The sequence below is a fragment of the Pseudomonas sp. SWI7 genome (genome assembly GCF_006351945.1).
Classification (GTDB): Bacteria; Pseudomonadota; Gammaproteobacteria; order Pseudomonadales; family Pseudomonadaceae; genus Aquipseudomonas; species Aquipseudomonas fulva.
The window spans coordinates 183,351-201,570 of record NZ_CP040930.1 but is presented as its reverse complement, the minus strand read 5'-3'; the positions used below and the strand labels follow the sequence as shown (position 1 = coordinate 201,570).

Annotated in this window: 18 protein-coding genes; 14 read left to right on the top strand and 4 right to left on the bottom strand. The window is 62.7% G+C overall.

Annotated features, from left to right (window positions below):
* Window positions 1-345 precede the first annotated feature (345 nt).
* Window positions 346-1,206, bottom strand: a complete 861-nt coding sequence (locus tag FH041_RS00970; protein WP_027915800.1) for a glycine betaine ABC transporter substrate-binding protein — start codon at window positions 1,204-1,206, stop codon at window positions 346-348.
* A 196-nt stretch (window positions 1,207-1,402) separates the two neighbouring features.
* On the opposite strand from FH041_RS00970, the gene FH041_RS00965 reads away from it, so the two are divergent.
* Window positions 1,403-2,968, top strand: a complete 1,566-nt coding sequence (locus tag FH041_RS00965; protein WP_028686846.1) for a beta-1,6-glucan synthase — start codon at window positions 1,403-1,405, stop codon at window positions 2,966-2,968.
* A gap of 47 nt (window positions 2,969-3,015) precedes the next feature.
* Here FH041_RS00965 and FH041_RS00960 read toward each other — a convergent pair whose 3' ends face one another.
* On the bottom strand, window positions 3,016-3,369 hold the full coding sequence (locus tag FH041_RS00960) for a hypothetical protein (RefSeq protein WP_027915798.1): 354 nt from the start codon (window positions 3,367-3,369) through the stop codon (window positions 3,016-3,018).
* A gap of 186 nt (window positions 3,370-3,555) precedes the next feature.
* On the opposite strand from FH041_RS00960, the gene FH041_RS00955 reads away from it, so the two are divergent.
* Window positions 3,556-4,854 (top strand): serine/threonine protein kinase, encoded by a 1,299-nt coding sequence (locus FH041_RS00955; RefSeq protein WP_027915797.1) that lies wholly within the window; start codon window positions 3,556-3,558, stop codon window positions 4,852-4,854.
* A complete protein-coding gene (locus FH041_RS00950) occupies window positions 4,847-5,674 on the top strand; it encodes a VacJ family lipoprotein (protein WP_027915796.1) in 828 nt (275 codons plus the stop codon). The genes FH041_RS00955 and FH041_RS00950 overlap by 8 nt, the downstream gene beginning before the upstream one ends.
* Before the next feature lie 42 nt (window positions 5,675-5,716).
* On the opposite strand, the gene FH041_RS00945 is transcribed toward FH041_RS00950, so the two are convergent.
* The gene (locus FH041_RS00945) at window positions 5,717-6,652 is read right to left on the bottom strand and encodes a lipid A biosynthesis lauroyl acyltransferase (protein WP_027915795.1); all 936 of its coding nucleotides are present in this window, start codon (window positions 6,650-6,652) and stop codon (window positions 5,717-5,719) included.
* A gap of 111 nt (window positions 6,653-6,763) precedes the next feature.
* On the opposite strand from FH041_RS00945, the gene minC reads away from it, so the two are divergent.
* The 7 genes from minC (at window position 6,764) to FH041_RS00915 (ending at window position 13,488) form a co-directional block, all read left to right on the top strand.
* The gene (gene minC / locus FH041_RS00940) at window positions 6,764-7,522 is read left to right on the top strand and encodes a septum site-determining protein MinC (RefSeq protein WP_027915794.1); all 759 of its coding nucleotides are present in this window, start codon (window positions 6,764-6,766) and stop codon (window positions 7,520-7,522) included.
* 100 nt (window positions 7,523-7,622) lie between these two features.
* Window positions 7,623-8,435: a septum site-determining protein MinD gene (minD, locus tag FH041_RS00935; protein ID WP_012313198.1), complete on the top strand. Its 813-nt coding sequence runs from the start codon at window positions 7,623-7,625 to the stop codon at window positions 8,433-8,435.
* A 3-nt stretch (window positions 8,436-8,438) separates the two neighbouring features.
* Window positions 8,439-8,693, top strand: coding sequence for a cell division topological specificity factor MinE (gene minE, locus FH041_RS00930; RefSeq protein WP_009682849.1), 255 nt, complete (start codon window positions 8,439-8,441; stop codon window positions 8,691-8,693).
* 149 nt (window positions 8,694-8,842) lie between these two features.
* Window positions 8,843-9,478 carry an RluA family pseudouridine synthase gene (locus FH041_RS00925; protein WP_027915793.1) on the top strand — a complete coding sequence of 212 codons (636 nt, stop codon included), beginning with the start codon at window positions 8,843-8,845 and terminating at the stop codon, window positions 9,476-9,478.
* A 212-nt stretch (window positions 9,479-9,690) separates the two neighbouring features.
* On the top strand, window positions 9,691-10,980 hold the full coding sequence (locus tag FH041_RS00920; RefSeq protein WP_027915792.1) for a M18 family aminopeptidase: 1,290 nt from the start codon (window positions 9,691-9,693) through the stop codon (window positions 10,978-10,980).
* Window positions 10,981-11,122: 142 nt separating this feature from the next.
* Window positions 11,123-11,290, top strand: a complete 168-nt coding sequence (locus tag FH041_RS22625) for a hypothetical protein (protein WP_165919273.1) — start codon at window positions 11,123-11,125, stop codon at window positions 11,288-11,290.
* 44 nt (window positions 11,291-11,334) lie between these two features.
* Complete coding sequence (locus FH041_RS00915) at window positions 11,335-13,488, top strand: mechanosensitive ion channel family protein (protein ID WP_140174117.1); 2,154 nt, start codon at window positions 11,335-11,337, stop codon at window positions 13,486-13,488.
* 53 nt (window positions 13,489-13,541) lie between these two features.
* Here the strand turns inward: FH041_RS00915 and FH041_RS00910 are convergent, their stop codons facing one another.
* Entirely contained in the window at window positions 13,542-14,255 is a 714-nt protein-coding gene (locus FH041_RS00910; RefSeq protein ID WP_088523745.1) for a UTRA domain-containing protein, read from the bottom strand.
* Between the two features lie 325 nt (window positions 14,256-14,580).
* Between FH041_RS00910 and FH041_RS00905 the strand changes: the two genes are divergently transcribed.
* The 4 genes from FH041_RS00905 (at window position 14,581) to FH041_RS00890 (ending at window position 18,219) form a co-directional block, all read left to right on the top strand.
* Window positions 14,581-15,642: an ABC transporter substrate-binding protein gene (locus FH041_RS00905; RefSeq protein ID WP_028686849.1), complete on the top strand. Its 1,062-nt coding sequence runs from the start codon at window positions 14,581-14,583 to the stop codon at window positions 15,640-15,642.
* A 150-nt stretch (window positions 15,643-15,792) separates the two neighbouring features.
* Complete coding sequence (locus tag FH041_RS00900; RefSeq protein WP_027915788.1) at window positions 15,793-16,599, top strand: alkaline phosphatase family protein; 807 nt, start codon at window positions 15,793-15,795, stop codon at window positions 16,597-16,599.
* Window positions 16,596-17,435, top strand: coding sequence for an ABC transporter permease subunit (locus FH041_RS00895; protein ID WP_028686850.1), 840 nt, complete (start codon window positions 16,596-16,598; stop codon window positions 17,433-17,435). Before FH041_RS00900 ends, FH041_RS00895 begins: the two co-directional genes overlap by 4 nt.
* Complete coding sequence (locus tag FH041_RS00890) at window positions 17,425-18,219, top strand: ABC transporter permease (protein ID WP_027915786.1); 795 nt, start codon at window positions 17,425-17,427, stop codon at window positions 18,217-18,219. Before FH041_RS00895 ends, FH041_RS00890 begins: the two co-directional genes overlap by 11 nt.
* The last annotated feature ends 1 nt before the right edge of the window (window position 18,220 follow it).

The following is an 18,220-nucleotide window of genomic DNA, read 5'->3' as shown; positions in this document are numbered from 1 at the left end:
AAAGAGGTGTGATTGTCGCAGATTTGGTTAGTGCGTGCTGGGGGTGCTTGAGCGGTTGGGCCGGCGGGTCGGTGTGAGGGTTCAGTTTCTCTCGGCGGGGGTGTAGCTGGGGGGTGCAGGGATGATGGACGGTGATGTGGGTGAGAGCAGGCGATGTGCGAACTGGCTGAGGTCGCCTGGGCCGATTTGCGCCCATCGCGGCCGATCCGCGCCCCGCCAAGGCTGATCCACGGAGCATTGGACAGCCTCGTAACGCAGCGCAATGGGGTCGTTCCCACGCCAACGAAACCGCTCGAACGCTTGAGGCTCGAACGGCTTCATTTCAGGGCATCAGCGCACAGCGTTTTACTTGCCCGTCCAGTCCTTCACGCGCTCAGGGTGCTTGGCCACCCAGTCCTTGGCAGCCGCTTCGGGCTTGGCGCCTTCCTGGATAGCCAGCATCACCTCGCCGATCTCATCCTTGGACTGCCAGCTGAACTTCTTCAGGAACTCGGCCACTTCCGGGGCCTTGGTGGCCAGCTCCTTGCTGCCGATGCTATTGACGGTTTCAGCAGCGCCATACACGCCTTTGGGGTCCTCGAGGAACTTGAGTTTCCATTTGGCGAACATCCAGTGCGGTACCCATCCGGTCACGGCGATGGATTGCTGCTTGGCGTAGGCACGGCCCAGCTCGGCGGTCATTGCAGCACCGGAACTTGCCTGCAGCTTGTAGCCGGTCAGGTCGTAGTCCTTGATCGCCTGATCGGTCTTGATCATTACACCCGAGCCAGCATCGATGCCGACGATTTTCTGCTTGAACGAGGAATCGGTCTTCAGGTCAGCGATGCTCACCGCCTTGACGTACTCAGGCACGATCAGGCCAATCTTGGCATCCTTGAAGTTCGCGCCGTAGTCGACCACGTTGTCCTTGTTCTTGGTCCAGTACTCACCGTGGGTCACCGGCAGCCATGCCGACAGCATGGCATCGAGCTTACCGGTGGCCACGCCCTGCCACATGATGCCCGTGGCCACGGCTTGCAGCTTCACATCGTAGCCAAGCTTCTGCTTGATCACCTCGGCGGCCACGTTGGTGGTCGCCACACTGTCTGCCCACCCATCCACGTAACCAATGCTGACTTCTTTGGCCATGGCCTGTGCGCCGCTCAAGGCCAGTGCCAGGGCGGTACCTACGCCCAGGAAACGACGCATTTTTGTTGAAGTAGCCATCAAAGCATTCCCTCGTCAGGTCTCGGAGATTCCATCATCTGCCTGCAACCAAGCCAGACCTGATCCAAGTACGACGCCCAGGCGCTCATACGCGACAGCACTGTGCCATTAGCGGCAGCGGCATGAACCTGCCTGCGCGATCCTTGCATGCCAAAGGTTTGGCGCCGGGCTACTATTGACCCTTTTGCCCCCGATGATGGACCGCCCGATGCCCAGTTCCACCCGCCTGCTGACACTTCTGTACACCCTTGCTTGCCTGATCGGTCTGCTCGGGCTCGGCGTGCTCTGGCACGGGCTGGGCAGACCGGTGCACCTGCCCGACGCCGCCAATGCCACGCACAAGCTGCAGTGCGCATCCTATACCCCGTTCGACAAGGACCAGTCGCCCTACGATCAACCCATGCAACTGCGCCCGGCGCGCATGGATGCCGACTTGGCCCTGCTCGCTGAGCGATTCCAGTGCATCCGCACCTATTCGATGAGCGGTCTTGAGGCTATCCCAGCGCTGGCGCGCAAGCATGGACTGAAGGTGATGCTCGGGGCCTGGGTCAATGCTCACCCGGCCGACACCGACCGGGAAGTCGCGCTGCTGATCGCCGCCGCCAATGCCAACCCTGATGTGGTCAGCGCCGTCATCGTGGGTAACGAGACCTTGCTGCGCAAGGAAGTCACCGGCAAACGACTGGCCGAGTTGATCGCGCGGGTCAAGCGCCAGGTAAGCGTGCCGGTCACCTACGCCGATGTGTGGGAGTTCTGGTTGCAGCACCCCGAGATCGCGCCTGAAGTAGACTTTCTCACCATTCACTTGCTGCCGTATTGGGAAGACGAGCCACGGGGCATCGACGATGCGTTGGCCCATGTCGCCGACATACGCCGACAATTCGGCCAGCGCTTCGCGCCCAAGGACATCCTGATCGGTGAAACCGGCTGGCCCAGCGAAGGCAGGCAGCGTGAAACCGCCCTGCCCAGCCGGGTCAACGAAGCGCGCTTCATTCGCGGCTTCGTCGCCATGGCCGAGCACAACGGCTGGCGCTACAACCTGATCGAAGCCTTCGACCAGCCCTGGAAACGCGCCAACGAAGGTGCCGTGGGCGGGTATTGGGGCCTCTACGATGCCGACCGGCAGGACAAGGGCATCCTTGAAGGGCCCGTCAGCAACTTGCCCGACTGGCCCACTTGGTGGCTGGCATGCGCGGCGCTGGCGGGGCTGATGCTGTGCATGGCCGGGCGGCCACGCACACGCCGTGGCGCGTGGGCCATGCCAATACTGGCCATGTTCGGTGCGGCGTGCCTGGGCCTGTGGGGCGAGCTGATGCGCAGCCACGCCCGTTTCGCCCCCGAATGGATGTGGGCAGGGCTGTTGGCGGGGTTGAACGTGCTGGTACTGGCCCGGGCACTGCTGCACCTGTCCCAGCCGCAAGGCGTGCGCGGGCGCTGGTCTGCCTGGCTGCAAAGGCGAGCTGGCGGGTTGCTGCTGCTGGCCGGCTTTGCTGCCGCCGTAAGCACGTTGGCGATGGTGTTCGACCCCCGCTACCGCAGTTTCCCCAGTGCCGCGCTGGCCTTGCCAGCCCTGGTGTTCGTCCTGTGGCCCGTGCCAGTGCGGCGACGGGAGGCCACCTTTCTGGCAAGTATCATCGGGCTTGGCATACTGCCCCAGCTACTCATCGAGGGGATGAACAGCGGGCAGGCGTGGCGCTGGGCAGCAGTGAGCGCGCTGATGACCGCCGCCCTGTGGCGCAGCCAGAGACTCGGCCGCGCCTGATACCTCTATTTGTCAGCGTCACGGAGCGCCCCCTGGCGGGCGCACGTTTACCTGACCAGGCGCAACCCCGCCAGGACCAATGCGAATACGGCGATGCTCGCGGTATACAGCACCAATGCTGGCACTGCGAACAGCAGGGCAATGCCGGCCAGCCATGTACCGGTCCGCCCCTGTAGCAGCCAGCCAAGCGCTGCCAGGGCCAGCCCGGTCCAGGCCAGGACCTGGTGGTGAATGCCCAACCCCAGCACTGCCCGCATCTTGCACTGCCAATAGGCGGCTGGCTCCGTGCACAACCCCACCCACTGGCCGTCCTCCATCAGTCCATAGCGCACGCCGTAGCTGGCAGCGAGCCAGAGCCCGACGAACATCAGCAGTAGTGCGCCAGGCAGCCTGCGACTCATTGACTTTTCCCACTTGATTGATCAAAAAATCAATGATCGCTTACATCACTGTCTAAGGCAAAATACCTGCCTGCAACACGGTTCAGATAACTGGCACACCAAAGGCCATCACGCCCGGCAACTTTGCCACGGCCCATGTGGTCTTAGCTTGCACACGCGCCACCTTGCGTTCTTTTGGGGGATTACATGCTTCGTTCTTTGCGCCTCGCTGCCGTTCTCGGCAGCCTGCTCATGGCTGTGGCCGCTTCTGCGCGGGATATCGATGCCGCGAGCTATGGCTACCCCCTGACCAACCCGTTCGAGGCGACCATCGCCACGACGCCGCCGGACCAGCGCCCGATGCTGCCCAGCGATGACGAGATCGACCAGTCCGACTACAGCCTCACCTTGCGCCCGGAGCGTGAATTCACGCTGCCGGACAACTTCTGGGCGGTCAAGAAACTCAAGTACCGCATGGCCCAGCAGGACCACGCTGCCCCCTTGATCTTCATCATTGCCGGCACCGGTGCGTCCTACAGCAGCAGCATCAACGAATACCTGAAAAAGCTGTACTACAAGGCCGGCTTCCACGTGGTGCAGCTGTCCTCGCCCACCAGCTACGATTTCATCAGCGCCGCGTCTCGCTTCGCCACGCCCGGCATCAGCCAGGATGACGCCGAGGACATGTACCGGGTGATGCAATCGGTCCGCGCCCAGCACCCTCGCCTGCCGGTGACCGAGTTCTACCTGACCGGCTACAGCCTGGGCGCGCTCGATGCGGCCTTCGTCAGCCACCTGGACGAAACCCGGCGCAGCTTCAACTTCAAGCGTGTGCTGCTGCTCAACCCACCCGTGAACCTCTACACCTCGATCAACAACCTGGACAAGCTGGTGCAGACCCAAGTCAAGGGGATCGACCGCAGCACCACGTTCTATGAGCTGATGCTGGAAAAACTCACGCGCTACTTCCAGGAAAAGGGGTTCATCGACCTCAACGAAGCGCTCTTGTACGACTTCCAGCAGTCGCGCCAGCACCTGTCCAACGAGCAGATGGCCATGCTCATCGGCACCTCGTTCCGCTTCTCGGCCGCCGATATCGCCTTCACCTCCGACCTGATCAACCGCCGCGGCCTGATCATCCCGCCGAAGGTCAAGATCACCGAAGGCACGAGCCTGACGCCCTACTTCAAGCGTGCCTTGCAGTGCGATTTCGACTGTTACATGAGCGAACAGGTAATCCCGATGTGGCGTGCCCGCACTGGCGGGGGCACCATCCTGGAGCTGACCAACCAGGTCAGCCTGTACGCCCTGGCCGATTACCTGCAAAACAGCCCCAAGATCGCCGTGATGCACAATGCCGACGATGTCATTCTCGGCCCTGGCGATATCGGGTTCCTGCGCAAGGTGTTCGGTGATCGCCTGACCCTTTATCCCCATGGTGGCCATTGCGGCAACATCAACTACCGCGTCAACAGTGACGCCATGCTGGAGTTCTTCCGTGGTTAACAAACTGCTCTTTGCCACGGCCCTGCTTGCCGCAGGCCATACCCTGGCCGCCGAGACCGCTCCCCGAGCCAGCGTCATCGAGGCTGATCCGCAGGTGATCGGTACCGCCCCGCTGGCACCGGAAGCCGATGGCTTCCTCGACCCGCTGCGCGAGTTGAAATTCAACCCGGGCCTGGACCAGCGTGAGTTCGAGCGCTCGACCCTCGAAGCGCTGAACGTCTACGACCCGCTCGAGTCGATGAACCGCCGCATCTATCACTTCAACTACCGCCTGGACCAATGGGTGCTGCTGCCGCTGGTCAATGGCTACCAGTACGTCACCCCGCGTTTTCTGCGCAGTGGCGTGACCAACTTCTTCAACAACCTGGGGGACGTGCCCAACCTGTTCAACAGCGTGCTGCAGCTCAAGGCCAAACGCTCGGCCGAGATCACAGCGCGGCTGATGTTCAACACGATCATCGGGGTAGGCGGTTTGTGGGACCCGGCGACCAAGATGGGCCTGCCGCGCCAGAGCGAGGATTTCGGCCAGACCTTGGGCTTCTATGGCGTACCGGCAGGCCCGTACCTGATGCTGCCGCTGTTGGGCCCTTCGAACCTGCGCGACACCACCGGGCTGGTGGTGGATTATTCCGGCGAGCAGGCGATCAATTACCTGGACATGGCCAAAGTCAGCCGCGAGCACCCGGAGTTCTTCGGCCTGCGGGTCATCGACAAGCGCTATACCACCAACTTCCGCTACGGGCAGATGAACTCACCGTTCGAGTATGAAAAGGTGCGCTACGTCTACACCCAGTCGCGCAAGCTGCAGATCGCCGAGTGAGCCGGCAGCGCCACTGCCATTACGGCAGCGGCGCACTCGCTTTCAACGCCCTTTCTTTTCGTACAGCCTTGGGGCCCCGTCCGGTCGGGACTTGAACCGGCGGTGTGCCCACAAGTACTGCTCGGGGCATTCGCGCAGTACCTGCTCGACCCATTGATTGATTCGCAGGCAATCAGCCTCTTCGCTCTCACCGGGGAAATCGCTCAGTGGGGGATGAATCACCAACCGATAACCGCTGCCGTCTTCGAGTCGCTTCTGCGTGAAGGGAATGACCTGGGCGCGGCCCAGGCGCGCAAACTTGGTGGTGGCCGTGACCGTGGCTGCCGGGATCCCGAACAAGGGCACGAACAGGCTTTGCTTGGCGCCGTAGTCCTGGTCGGGTGCGTACCAGATTGCGCGGCCGGCCCGCAGCAGCTTGAGCATGCCCCTGACATCCTCGCGTTCGACGGCCAGTGAGTCCAGGTTGTGCCGTTCGCGTCCGCTGCGCTGGATGAAATCGAACAGGGCATTGCCATGTTCGCGGTACATGCCATCGATGGTGTGACGCTGGCCGAGCAAGGCCGCACCGATTTCCAGGGTAGTGAAGTGCACCGCCATCAGGATTGCGCCCTGCCCCGCCTGCTGGGCGGCCTGCAAGTGCTCAAGCCCCTCGACATGGGCCAGGCGCGCCAACCGCGTCTTGGGCCACCACCAGCTCATGGCCATTTCGAAGAAGGCGATGCCGGTCGAGGCAAAATTGGCTTTGAGCAGCCGTTGCCGTTCGTCCGCCGACAGCTCGGGGAAGCACAGTTCCAGGTTGCGCGCGGCGATACGCCTGCGTTCACCGGCAAAGCGGTACATGATCGCGCCTAACGCCGCACCCAGCTTGAGCAATGCCCGGTACGGCAACTGCACCACCAGCCACAGCAGCCCCAGGCCCAGCCACAGGCCCCAGAACTTGGGATGAAGGAAATAGGGACGAAAACGCGGGCGATCCATTGAAGCTTCCAGCAAGACATGGGCCGCGCATTCTACAACGGATCGGCTCATGTTGCGGGCAACCGGTCTTATCGTTATAAGTCAGGGCACTTTTTCCGCAACAAGCCGTCTATGCAGACCATGAGCCCAAACCACACCCCCGACACCCCCTCCGTGTTCCAGCTCAAGGGCAGCATGCTTGCCATTACCGTTCTGGAACTGGCGCGCAACGACCTTGAAGCCCTCGATCGCCAGTTGGCGGCCAAAGTGGCGCAGGCGCCGAACTTCTTCAGTAACACGCCGTTGGTGCTGGCGCTGGACAAGCTGCCGGCCGGCGAAGGCGCGGTCGACTTGCCTGGTTTGATGCGGATTTGCCGCCACCATGGCCTGCGGACCCTGGCCATCCGCGCCAACCGCATCGAGGACATTGCAGCGGCCATCGCCATCGATCTGCCAGTGCTGCCCCCGTCCGGCGCCCGCGAGCGGCCACTGGAACCCGAGCCCGAGGCCAAGAAACCCGAGCCGGCCCCTGCCCCGCCACCGGTACTCGAACCTGAGGTGCGCCCCACGCGCATCATCACCGCTCCGGTACGTGGCGGCCAGCAGATCTATGCCCAAGGGGGGGACCTGGTGGTCACCGCCTCGGTCAGCCCGGGTGCGGAACTTCTTGCCGATGGCAACATCCATGTGTACGGCGCCATGCGTGGCCGTGCCCTGGCAGGTATCAAGGGCAATACCAAGGCGCGTATCTTCTGCCAGCAGATGACCGCCGAAATGGTCTCCATTGCCGGCCAGTACAAAGTGTGCGAAGACTTGCGCCGCGATCCTTTGTGGGGGGCGGGCGTACAAGTCAGCCTGTCTGGCGACGTGTTGAACATCACCCGTCTTTAACGGATACTTGCCAGCATTTTTAGAGCAACTTTTTTATCGTTGCCGTTATTTCAGTTATTTGCAGGGACTTGCGTCCCGATCATTTTAGGGGTGAAACACCTTGGCCAAGATTCTCGTGGTTACTTCCGGCAAAGGGGGTGTGGGCAAGACCACCACCAGCGCCGCCATCGGTACCGGCCTCGCACTGCGTGGCCACAAGACGGTTATCGTCGACTTCGACGTGGGCCTGCGTAACCTCGACCTGATCATGGGCTGCGAACGCCGCGTGGTGTACGACTTCGTCAACGTGGTCAATGGCGAAGCCAACCTGCAACAAGCCCTGATCAAGGACAAGCGCCTGGAAAACCTGTACGTGCTGGCGGCCAGCCAGACCCGTGACAAGGACGCGCTTACTCAGGAAGGCGTCGAGAAAGTCCTGATGGACCTCAAGGAGCAGTTCGAGTACGTGATCTGCGACTCGCCGGCCGGTATCGAGAAAGGTGCCCACCTGGCCATGTATTTCGCCGACGAGGCCATCGTGGTCACCAACCCCGAAGTGTCTTCGGTCCGTGACTCCGACCGCATGCTGGGCATCCTGTCGAGCAAGTCGCGCCGCTCGGAAAACGGCGAGGAGCCGATCAAGGAGCACCTGTTGATCACTCGCTACCACCCCGAGCGCGTCGTCAAGGGCGAAATGCTGAGCGTGGCCGACGTGGAAGAGATTCTCTCGATCAAGCTCAAGGGCGTGATTCCCGAATCGCAGGCGGTGCTCAAGGCATCCAACCAGGGTATCCCGGTCATTCTCGATGACCAGAGCGATGCCGGCCAGGCGTACAGTGACGCAGTCGACCGCCTGCTGGGCAAAGAGAAGCCGATGCGCTTCATCGATGTACAGAAGAAGGGATTCTTCGAGCGCATTTTCGGGAGCAAATAAACCATGAACCTTTTTGACTTCTTTCGTGGCAGACAGAAACAGACCAGCGCGTCGGTGGCGAAAGAGCGTCTACAGATCATCGTGGCGCACGAGCGCGGACAACGCAGCGAACCGGACTATCTGCCCGAGTTGCAGAAGGAACTGCTGGAAGTGATTCGCAAGTATGTGAACATCGGCAATGACGATGTGCATATCGAGCTGGAAAACCAGGGCAGCTGCTCCATTCTGGAGCTGAACATCACCCTGCCGGATCGCTGATCCGGCCAAGAGCCGGGGCTGCGCTGTAGCCCATTCGCGGCACGAGGCCGCTCCGACAAGGGATCGCGTTCCACTGTCGGAGCGGCCTTGCCGCGTATGGGTTGCAGCACAGCCCCGCTTTTTTCTCCCGATTCAACAGAGACCACGCAATGCCGCTGTCCACCCTCCAGATCCTTCACGAAGACGCCGCCATCCTGGTGATCAACAAGCCGACGCTGCTGCTGTCGGTCCCGGGCAGAGCTGACGACAACAAGGATTGCCTGATCACCCGCCTTCAGGAAAACGGCTATCCCGATGCGCTGATCGTGCATCGCCTGGACTGGGAAACCTCGGGCATCATCCTGCTGGCCCGCGATGCCGACAGCCACCGCGAGCTGTCGCGCCAGTTCCATGACCGGGAAACCGAAAAGGCCTACACCGCCCTGTGTTGGGGGCAGCCGGCCCTGGACAGCGGCAGCATCGACCTGCCACTGCGGTATGACCCACCCACCAAGCCACGCCACGTCGTGGATCATGAACAAGGCAAGCATGCGCTGACGTTCTGGCGGGTGGTGGAACGTTGCGGCGAGTATTGCCGTGTGGAGCTGACGCCGATCACAGGGCGCTCGCACCAACTGCGTGTGCACATGCTATCGATCGGCCACCCGCTGCTGGGTGATCGGCTGTATGCCAACCCCCAGGCCTTGGCCGCCCACGAGCGGCTGTGCCTGCATGCATCGATGCTCAGCTTTACCCACCCGGTGTCCGGTGAACGCCTCAGATTCGAGTGCCCGGCACCGTTTTGATGGGGTGTGGCTGTGGCTATCAGTCCACGAGCGCTGCTGGCCCTGCCCTGACGAGCTGTAATGCGAGCCGAAGCACTGGGGCCGCAGTGCGGCCTGGAGCCTGCGCTATACCTTCGCAACAACTGTCGCCTGGCCAACCGCACAACCCACAGCCCGACACCGCTCGGCGACTCAATACGCTAAACTCGCGCCACTGCTGTCTGGAGTGAACTATGCGCGATGTACTCAATGCAGGCCTGATCGATTTTCTGAAGGCCTCCCCTACTCCCTTCCACGCTACTGCCAGCCTGGCCCTGCGCCTGGAGGCCGCTGGTTACCAGCGCCTGGACGAACGCGAGAGCTGGTCCGTCGTGTCGGGCGGGCGCTATTACGTCACCCGCAACGATTCCTCGATCATCGCGATCAAGATGGGCAGGCAGGCGCCGCTGCTCAACGGCATCCGCATGGTCGGCGCCCACACCGATAGCCCCTGCCTGCGGGTCAAGCCGCAGCCGGAACTGCAGCGCCAGGGCTTCTTGCAGCTGGGCGTGGAAGTGTATGGCGGTGCCCTGCTGGCGCCGTGGTTCGACCGCGACCTGTCGCTGGCGGGGCGGGTCACCTACCGCCGTGACGGCAAGGTGGAAAGCCAGCTGATCGACTTCAAGTTGCCGATCGCCGTCATCCCCAACCTGGCCATCCACCTCAACCGTACCGCCAACGATGGCTGGCATATCAACCCGCAGACCGAACTGCCACCGATCCTGGCCCAGGTGGCCGGTGACGAGCGCATCGACTTTCGCGCCCTGCTGACCGAGCAACTGGCACGCGAGCACCAACTCAACGCCGACGTGGTACTGGACTACGAGCTGAGTTTCTACGATACCCAGGACGCCGCGCAGATCGGGCTCAATGGCGACTTCATTGCCGGCGCCCGCCTGGACAACCTGCTGTCGTGCTATGCCGGGCTGCAGGCCCTGCTGGCCGCTGACAGCGATGAAACCTGCATCCTGGTGTGCAATGACCACGAGGAAGTCGGCAGCAGCTCGGCCTGCGGCGCCGACGGCCCGATGCTCGAGCAGACGTTGCAGCGCCTGTTGCCCGACGGTGACGCCTACGTGCGCACCATCCAGCGCTCGTTGATGGTCTCGGCCGACAATGCCCATGGCGTGCATCCGAACTACGCCGACAAGCACGACGGCAACCACGGCCCGAAACTCAACGCAGGGCCGGTGATCAAGGTGAACAACAACCAGCGCTACGCCACCAACAGCGAAACCGCCGGCTTCTTCCGCCACTTGTGCATGGCCGAAGAAGTACCGGTGCAGAGCTTCGTGGTACGCAGCGACATGGGCTGTGGCTCGACCATAGGGCCCATTGCGGCCAGTCACCTTGGCGTGCGGACGGTCGACATCGGGCTGCCGACCTTCGCCATGCACTCCATCCGCGAGCTGTGCGGCAGCCATGACCTGGCGCACTTGGTGAAGGTCCTGACAGCGTTCTACCGCAGCCACGACTTGCCGTGAGCCACGCGGGGCGCCGGGGTGCTACACACTCGGCGCCAACAGGCCGCGCTGCTGCACATGGCCGACGAGTCCGCTTCCAGCAGGCCAGGCCGGGGGTTAGCGACTATGCTAAGGGCATGTCTCACTGCAAAGGACTGTCGCCATGTCACCCTTCCTGGCCCTGCTGATTCCCGTCTGCGCATCGCTGTTGTTGCTGACCCTCGGGTTCGGCCTGCGCGAGCGCGATGTTGGCGTGCTGATGATGTGGGTGGGCACCCTGGGCATCTTCGGCCTGACCTGCTGGAAGATCCTGGAGAAACTGCCGTCATAAACCTCTACACTCGGGCAATCGTTTGACCTGAGGTAGATCTGCCCGTGCCTGCCCTTCTGCGTTACCTGTTTGTTGTGCTGTTGCTGTTCATAGGTTCTGCACACGCAGCAGGCCTGCCCGGCCTTCTGGGTTCCAGTGCCCCCGCCCAGCCCCAGGCTTCCGAGCCGCTGGGCAAATCCCTGGACGAGGTGATCAAGAGCCTGGAGAACGACCAGCAGCGTGCCAAACTCCTGGCCGACTTGAAAAAGCTGCGCGACGCTACGCAAAAGTCGCAACCGAGCGTTGAGCAAGGCGTGCTCGGCTTGATCGGTGGCGCCCTGCACGATTTCGAAAAGCAGTTCACCGGGGAAGCCAACCCGTTCCAGCGCTGGGGCATGGAAATCGACCAGGCCCAGGAAGAACTGGCGGCCTTGATGGTGCCCGTTCATCAATGGCCCGCGATCCTGTTCGGCTTTGCTGCGGTTATCGCGGTGTGGAGCGTACTGGCGTTCGCGTTCAACTGGGTGGGCCATCGGGTCCGCCTGCGATTCGGCCTGAGCGAAGAACTGCCCCAGCATCCTCGCACCTGGGACCTGGTCCGCTTCGCCCTGCGCAAGCTGGGCCCCTGGTTGGTCGCGCTGGTGTTCACGGTGTACCTGAGCTTCGTACTGCCCCCGTCGCTGGGTAAATCGCTGGCCATGGTGCTGGCGTATGCCCTGGTGGTCGGCACCTGCTTCTCGGCCATCTGCGTGATCGCGTTTTCCCTGCTGGACGGCCCGCACCGCCACCGGGCATTGCACATCCTGCGCCACCGTGCATTTCGACCCTTGTGGCTGATCGGCAGCTTTGCCGCCTTCGGCGAGGCCATGAGCGACCCGCGCCTCACCGCTGCGCTGGGCATACACCTGGCCCATGGGGTGGCAACCCTGGCCAACGTCGTCGCCGCGGTGTGCACCGGCCTGTTCATCCTGCGTTTTCGCCGGCCCATTGCCCACCTGATCCGCAACCAACCCTTGTCGCGCCGCCTGACGCGACGAACCCTGAGCGACACCATCGAGATCCTGGGCAGTTTCTGGTTCATTCCGGCGCTGATTCTGGTAGCCATCTCGCTGTTCGCCACTTTCGTTTCGGCCGGTGATACCAGCACGGCGCTTCGCCAGTCACTGATGTGCACGGTGCTGGTGGTGGTGTGCATGGTGCTCAATGGCCTCGTCCGCCGCCACGCTGCCAACCCCAAGCGCGCCGGCAAGCGCCATGCGGTGTATGCCGAGCGGCTGCGCAACTTTGGCTACTTGTTGGTCCACCTGTTCATCTGGCTGGTGTTCATCGAACTGGGTCTTCGGGTATGGGGGCTGTCGATGATCAGCTTCGCCGAAGGCGATGGGCATGACATCAGCCTGCGCCTGATGGGCCTGGCAGGGACGCTGATTGTCGCGTGGCTGGTGTGGATCCTGGCGGACACAGCGGTACACCATGCGCTGGTCCGCTCGCGCCGCGGCATGGCCAACGCCCGGGCGCAGACCATGATGCCGTTGATCCGCAACGTGATGTTCGTGTTCATCTTCATCATCGCGGTGATCGTCGCCCTGGCCAACATGGGCATGAACGTGACGCCGCTGCTGGCCGGTGCCGGTGTCATCGGCCTGGCGATCGGCTTCGGCGCCCAGTCGCTGGTGGCCGACCTGATCACCGGGCTGTTCATCATCATCGAGGACTCCCTGGCCATCGACGACTACGTGGATGTCGGCGGCCACCTGGGTACGGTGGAAGGCCTGACCATCCGCACCGTGCGTCTGCGGGACATCGATGGCATCGTGCACACCATTCCTTTCAGCGAAATCAAGAGCATCAAGAACTACTCCCGCGAATTCGGCTATGCGATCTTCCGCGTGGCGATCCCCTACAACATGAACATCGACCAGGCGATCACACTGGTGCGCGAGGTCGGTCAGAAGCTGCGCAGCGATCCGCTGATGCGCCGCAACATCTGGTCGCCGCTGGAACTGCAAGGGGTGGAGAGCTTCGAGTCGGGTTCAGCGGTGTTGCGGGCACGCTTCAAGACGGCGCCGATCAAGCAGTGGGAAGTGTCGCGGGCCTTCAACCTGGCACTCAAGCGCCAGCTCGACGAAGCCGGGCTGGACTTGGCAACGCCCAGGTTGTCGGTGCAGGTGGTAACGGCCGGCGCAGGCGCCATGACACAAACCGAGCCGTCCGGTTGAAGCCGGTTGGCCATGGATCGCGTCCTCGCTGGCGCCCTCAAGAGGCCGCCCGGCTAGCCTGCCTGTGCCCTGATGCAGATGGCGTCATGGCGCCAGTATTCAAGGTCGCAGTCGATCAGTTGCCCCTGCTGGTCGCTGTTGACCCGGGTGATTTGCAGCCCAGGGCTGCCTGCTGACACCTTCAACGCACCGGCCGCCTGCACGGGCAATGCGGTGGGCAGGATCTCGAAGCACACCTGCCCGTAGTGCAGACCGTACTGGCGCGCGTAGATTTCGGTCAATGACTGGGCCAGGTCGTGCTCGAGGATGGCCGGAAAGTAACGCGGGTTGAGGTAGTGCTCGGCGTACAGCACCGCCCTGCCGTCGATGCGCCTGAGCCTGCAGATGCGCACCACACTGGATAACGCCGGCAGTTGCAACCGCTCGCAAATGGCCGCCGACGCCGGCTGCAGCCGAGCCGACAGCAACTCGGTACTGGCGGCCCGCCCCTGCTCACGCACCATTGCATGAAAGTGGCTGCGCGCGATGAGGTCATAGCTCAAGCGTTCGGGGGCGACGAACCAGCCCCGCCGCTCCTCGCGATAGATCAACCCCCTTGCCTCCAACTGCACCAACGCTTCGCGCAGGGTGATGCGCGTGGTGGCGAAGAGTTCGCTGAGCCGGCGTTCGGCAGGCAGCTTGCCGCCAGGCGCCAAAAGGCCGTGTCCGATCTGCTCCTCAAGGGCGTTACAGATGGCTGTTACCGCGCGCGGTGGCATCGGCTGCATCAAAGGTTACCTATCTGGACTAGGCCAGCCCCACTACAGGGCACGGGGCACTGGATACAAGCCTAGGCAGGGCTGATGAACATCCCGTGACAAGACTGCCCGGCTGGTGCTGCCAGAAACGGGCCAGGCCTTGTGAAGCCCCGCTCGCAGGTGGTCTACGCTGTATTGCCAGAGGCCGCGATCAGGCAGCTGGACCTGGGGCTACATCAAATTGTCACGCTACCGGCCTACCTTGGCTCAAGGTTTGCTGACCTAGACCAAGGCTGCAGACAACGGCTTCATACACAACAGCGTTCGGTCGATGCACCCACCCAAGGAGCTACGGATGAAAAAGTTGTTCATGGCGTCACTGCTCGGTTCGGCAATCGCGTTCTGCACGTCGGCCATGGCCGCAGATGACCTCAAGGCACTGGAGGATGCCGCCCGCAAGGAAGGCATGGTCAACAGCGTGGGCATGCCCGACGCCTGGGCCAACTGGAAGGACACCTGGCAGGACCTGGCCAGCAAGTACGGGCTCAAGCACAGCGACACCGACATGAGTTCGGCGCAGGAAATCGCCAAGTTCGAGGCGGAGAAAGACAACGCCAGTGCCGACATCGGCGATGTGGGCGCAGCGTTCGGACCCATCGCCATCGCCAAGGGCGTAAGCCAGCCGTACAAGCCAAGCACCTGGGACCAGGTGCCAGAGTGGGCCAAGGACAAGGACGGCCATTGGGCGCTGGCCTACACCGGCACCATCGCGTTCATCATCAACAAGGACCTGGTCAAGGAGTCAGAGCGGCCCAAGACCTGGCACGACCTGGAGCGCGGCACGTACAAGGTGGCCATCGGTGATGTCGGCACCGCCGCCCAGGCCGCCAATGGTGTGCTGGCCGCCGCCATCGCCTACAAGGGCGATGAGAGCAACGTGGCCCCAGGCCTGCAACTGTTCACCAAGCTGGCCCAGCAAAAGCGCCTTTCTCTGGCTAACCCGACCATCCAGACCCTGGAAAAGGGCGAGGTGGAAGTGGGCGTGGTCTGGGACTTCAATGGCTTGAGCTACCGCGATCAGATCGACCCCAAGCGCTTCGAAGTGCTGATCCCATCGGACGGCTCGATCACCTCGGGCTACACCACCATCATCAACAAGTACGCAAAACACCCCAATGCCGCGAAGCTGACGCGTGAATACATCTTCAGCGATGCCGGGCAGATCAACCTGGCCAAGGGGCATGCACGCCCGATCCGCGCCGAGCACCTGAAGTTGCCGGAAGATGTGCAGGCCAAATTGCTGCCCAACGAGCAATATGCGCCTGCGCAGCCGATCAAGAACGCCGAGGTGTGGGAAGCGACCTCCAAGAAGCTGCCGCAGATGTGGCAGGAGCAAGTGATCATCGAGATGGAATGAGGCATGCAGACGGGCCTGCCAGCTGCCACGCTGGCCGTCCCGCCTGTATGGCAGCCCCAGCGAGCCGGCGTCGCGCCAGCAGTAACTCCCCGGCGCGGCGCCGCGCAATGCGAGCGCCCCCTTCCCCGATGGTTTTTTGCGGAGTCATCAATGAGCCACAACGTCATCTTGGTGCTGTTGGACGGGCTGAACTATCAGGTTGCCCACCACGCCATGGGCCACTTGCACGCCTATGTCGAGGCCGATCGCGCCGCGCTTTACCGCATGGAGTGCGAGTTGCCGTCGCTGTCCCGTCCGCTGTACGAGTGCATTCTCACGGGTGTGCCCCCTATCGACAGCGGCATCGTGCACAACAACGTCAACCGGCTTTCCAACCAGCGCAGCGTGTTCCACTACGCCCGCGAGGCCAACCTGGGCACGGCAGCGGCGGCCTATCACTGGATGAGCGAGCTCTACAACCGCTCCCCGTTCGACCCCCAGCGTGACCGGCATACCCACGCCCCCAAGTTGCCCATCCAGCACGGGTTGTTCTACTGGGACGATCGCTACCCCGATTCACACCTGCTGGCGGACGGCGAATACCTGCGCCGGCGCCATGCGCCCAACTTCCTGCTGGTGCACCCGATGAGCATCGACGATGTGGGCCACCACCATGGGCTGGACAGCAGCCAATACCGCAATGCTGCCCGCAGCGCGGACATCCTGCTGGCCGATTACCTGCCCAGGTGGCTCGACGAGGGCTATCAAGTGCTGGTGACCGCCGACCATGGCATGAACAACGATCGCTCGCACAACGGGCTGCTGGCCGAAGAGCGCGAAGTACCCCTGTTCGTGTTCGGCGCAGCCTTCAGCCTCGACCCATCGGCCAAGCCACTGCAGACCGACCTGTGCGGGACCATCTGTGAGTTGCTTGGCGCCGCTCACGACAAATCGGTCTGCCGGGAGTTGCTCAAATGAGCCAATCGCCTCGTGGCCGTTACCTGGCGTTGCTGTGCCTGGTGCCCTTCGCTGCCGTTTTCGTGATCTTCCAGATCGCCCCGCTGGCCTGGGTGGCGCTGAGCAGCCTGCAGTCGGAGGCGGGTTGGGGCATGGACAACTTCAGCAAGGTGTTCGCCTCCAAGTTCTACCTGCAAGCCCTGCAACGCAGCCTGGAGATCAGCTTCTGGTCCAGCCTGTTCGGCATCATCATCGCGACCCTGGGCGCCTATTCGCTGCGTCAGGTGGACTCGCGGCTGCGCGACTTCGTCAGTGCCTTTGCCAACATGACCAGCAATTTTGCCGGCGTGCCGCTGGCGTTCGCGTTCATCATCCTGCTCGGCTTCAACGGCGCATTGACCTTGTTGCTCAAGCAGATGGGCCTGCTGGAAGACTTCAGCATCTACTCCAAGAGCGGGCTGATCCTGGTGTACACCTATTTCCAGATCCCCTTGGGTGTCCTGCTGCTGTACCCGGCCTTCGACGCGCTGCGCGAAGACTGGCGCGAGTCGGCTGCGCTGCTGGGCGCCAATCACTGGCAGTTCTGGCGGCACATCGGGCTGCCGGTGCTGGCCCCGGCGCTGCTGGGCACCTTCGTCATCCTGCTGGCCAATGCCCTGGGCGCCTACGCCACGGTCTATGCCCTGACCACCGGTAACTTCAACGTACTGCCCATACGCATCGCGGGCCTGGTGGCCGGCGACATCAGCCTCGATCCGAACCTTGCCAGTGCCCTGGCAATGGTGCTGGTAGGGCTGATGACGGTGGTTACCGTGGTGCATCAATGGTTGTTGAAAAGGAGCTACCATGCGCGCTGACCCCAAAGGAGGCGGCTGGTACCACCGCGCCGTGGTCTACCTGCTGTTTCTGATTCTGCTGATGCCACTGGCCGGCACCCTGCTCTACTCCCTGGCCACCAGTTGGTCGGCCACCCTGCTTCCCAGCGGCCTGACCCTGAAGTGGTACGTGGCGTTGTGGAGCGAGCCGCGCTTTCTGGCGGCATTCGGCCAGTCGCTGCTGGTGTGCGTCGGCGCGCTGCTGCTGTCGGTCGTGCTGATCCTGCCACTGCTGTTCGTGGTGCACTATCACTTCCCCCGGCTCGACGCGTTGATGAATGTCCTGATCCTGCTGCCGTTTGCCGTACCACCTGTGGTGTCGTCGGTGGGGTTGCTGCAACTGTATGGCAGTGGGCCGATGGCCATGGTGGGGACACCGTGGATTCTGATCGGCTGCTACTTCACCATCGCCCTGCCCTTCATGTACCGGGCCATCACCAACAACCTGCAGGCCATCAATCTGCGCGACCTGATGGACGCGGCGCAGTTGCTGGGCGCCAGCACCTGGCAGGCGGCTTTGCTGGTGGTACTCCCCAACCTGCGCAAGGGCCTGATGGTGGCCCTGCTGCTGTCGTTCTCGTTCCTGTTCGGGGAATTCGTGTTCGCCAACCTGCTGGTGGGCACGCGCTACGAGACCCTGCAGGTGTACCTCAACAACATGCGCAACAGCAGCGGCCACTTCAACAGTGCGCTGGTGATCTCCTATTTCGCCTTCGTGCTGATCCTGACGTGGGTCGCCAACCGCTTGAACAAGGACAAGACCTGAC

Excerpts from the sequence above, each read along its gene's own strand:
- FH041_RS00970 (WP_027915800.1), bottom strand. The coding sequence starts at position 1,206 with ATGGCTACTTCAACAAAAATGCGTCGTTTCCTGGGCGTAGGTACCGCC.
- FH041_RS00965 (WP_028686846.1), top strand. The coding sequence starts at position 1,403 with ATGGACCGCCCGATGCCCAGTTCCACCCGCCTGCTGACACTTCTGTAC.
- FH041_RS00960 (WP_027915798.1), bottom strand. The coding sequence starts at position 3,369 with ATGAGTCGCAGGCTGCCTGGCGCACTACTGCTGATGTTCGTCGGGCTC.
- FH041_RS00955 (WP_027915797.1), top strand. The coding sequence starts at position 3,556 with ATGCTTCGTTCTTTGCGCCTCGCTGCCGTTCTCGGCAGCCTGCTCATG.
- FH041_RS00945 (WP_027915795.1), bottom strand. The coding sequence starts at position 6,652 with ATGGATCGCCCGCGTTTTCGTCCCTATTTCCTTCATCCCAAGTTCTGG.
- minC (WP_027915794.1), top strand. The coding sequence starts at position 6,764 with ATGCAGACCATGAGCCCAAACCACACCCCCGACACCCCCTCCGTGTTC.
- minE (WP_009682849.1), top strand. The coding sequence starts at position 8,439 with ATGAACCTTTTTGACTTCTTTCGTGGCAGACAGAAACAGACCAGCGCG.
- FH041_RS00925 (WP_027915793.1), top strand. The coding sequence starts at position 8,843 with ATGCCGCTGTCCACCCTCCAGATCCTTCACGAAGACGCCGCCATCCTG.
- FH041_RS00920 (WP_027915792.1), top strand. The coding sequence starts at position 9,691 with ATGCGCGATGTACTCAATGCAGGCCTGATCGATTTTCTGAAGGCCTCC.
- FH041_RS22625 (WP_165919273.1), top strand. The coding sequence starts at position 11,123 with ATGTCACCCTTCCTGGCCCTGCTGATTCCCGTCTGCGCATCGCTGTTG.
- FH041_RS00910 (WP_088523745.1), bottom strand. The coding sequence starts at position 14,255 with ATGCAGCCGATGCCACCGCGCGCGGTAACAGCCATCTGTAACGCCCTT.
- FH041_RS00905 (WP_028686849.1), top strand. The coding sequence starts at position 14,581 with ATGAAAAAGTTGTTCATGGCGTCACTGCTCGGTTCGGCAATCGCGTTC.
- FH041_RS00900 (WP_027915788.1), top strand. The coding sequence starts at position 15,793 with ATGAGCCACAACGTCATCTTGGTGCTGTTGGACGGGCTGAACTATCAG.
- FH041_RS00895 (WP_028686850.1), top strand. The coding sequence starts at position 16,596 with ATGAGCCAATCGCCTCGTGGCCGTTACCTGGCGTTGCTGTGCCTGGTG.
- FH041_RS00890 (WP_027915786.1), top strand. The coding sequence starts at position 17,425 with ATGCGCGCTGACCCCAAAGGAGGCGGCTGGTACCACCGCGCCGTGGTC.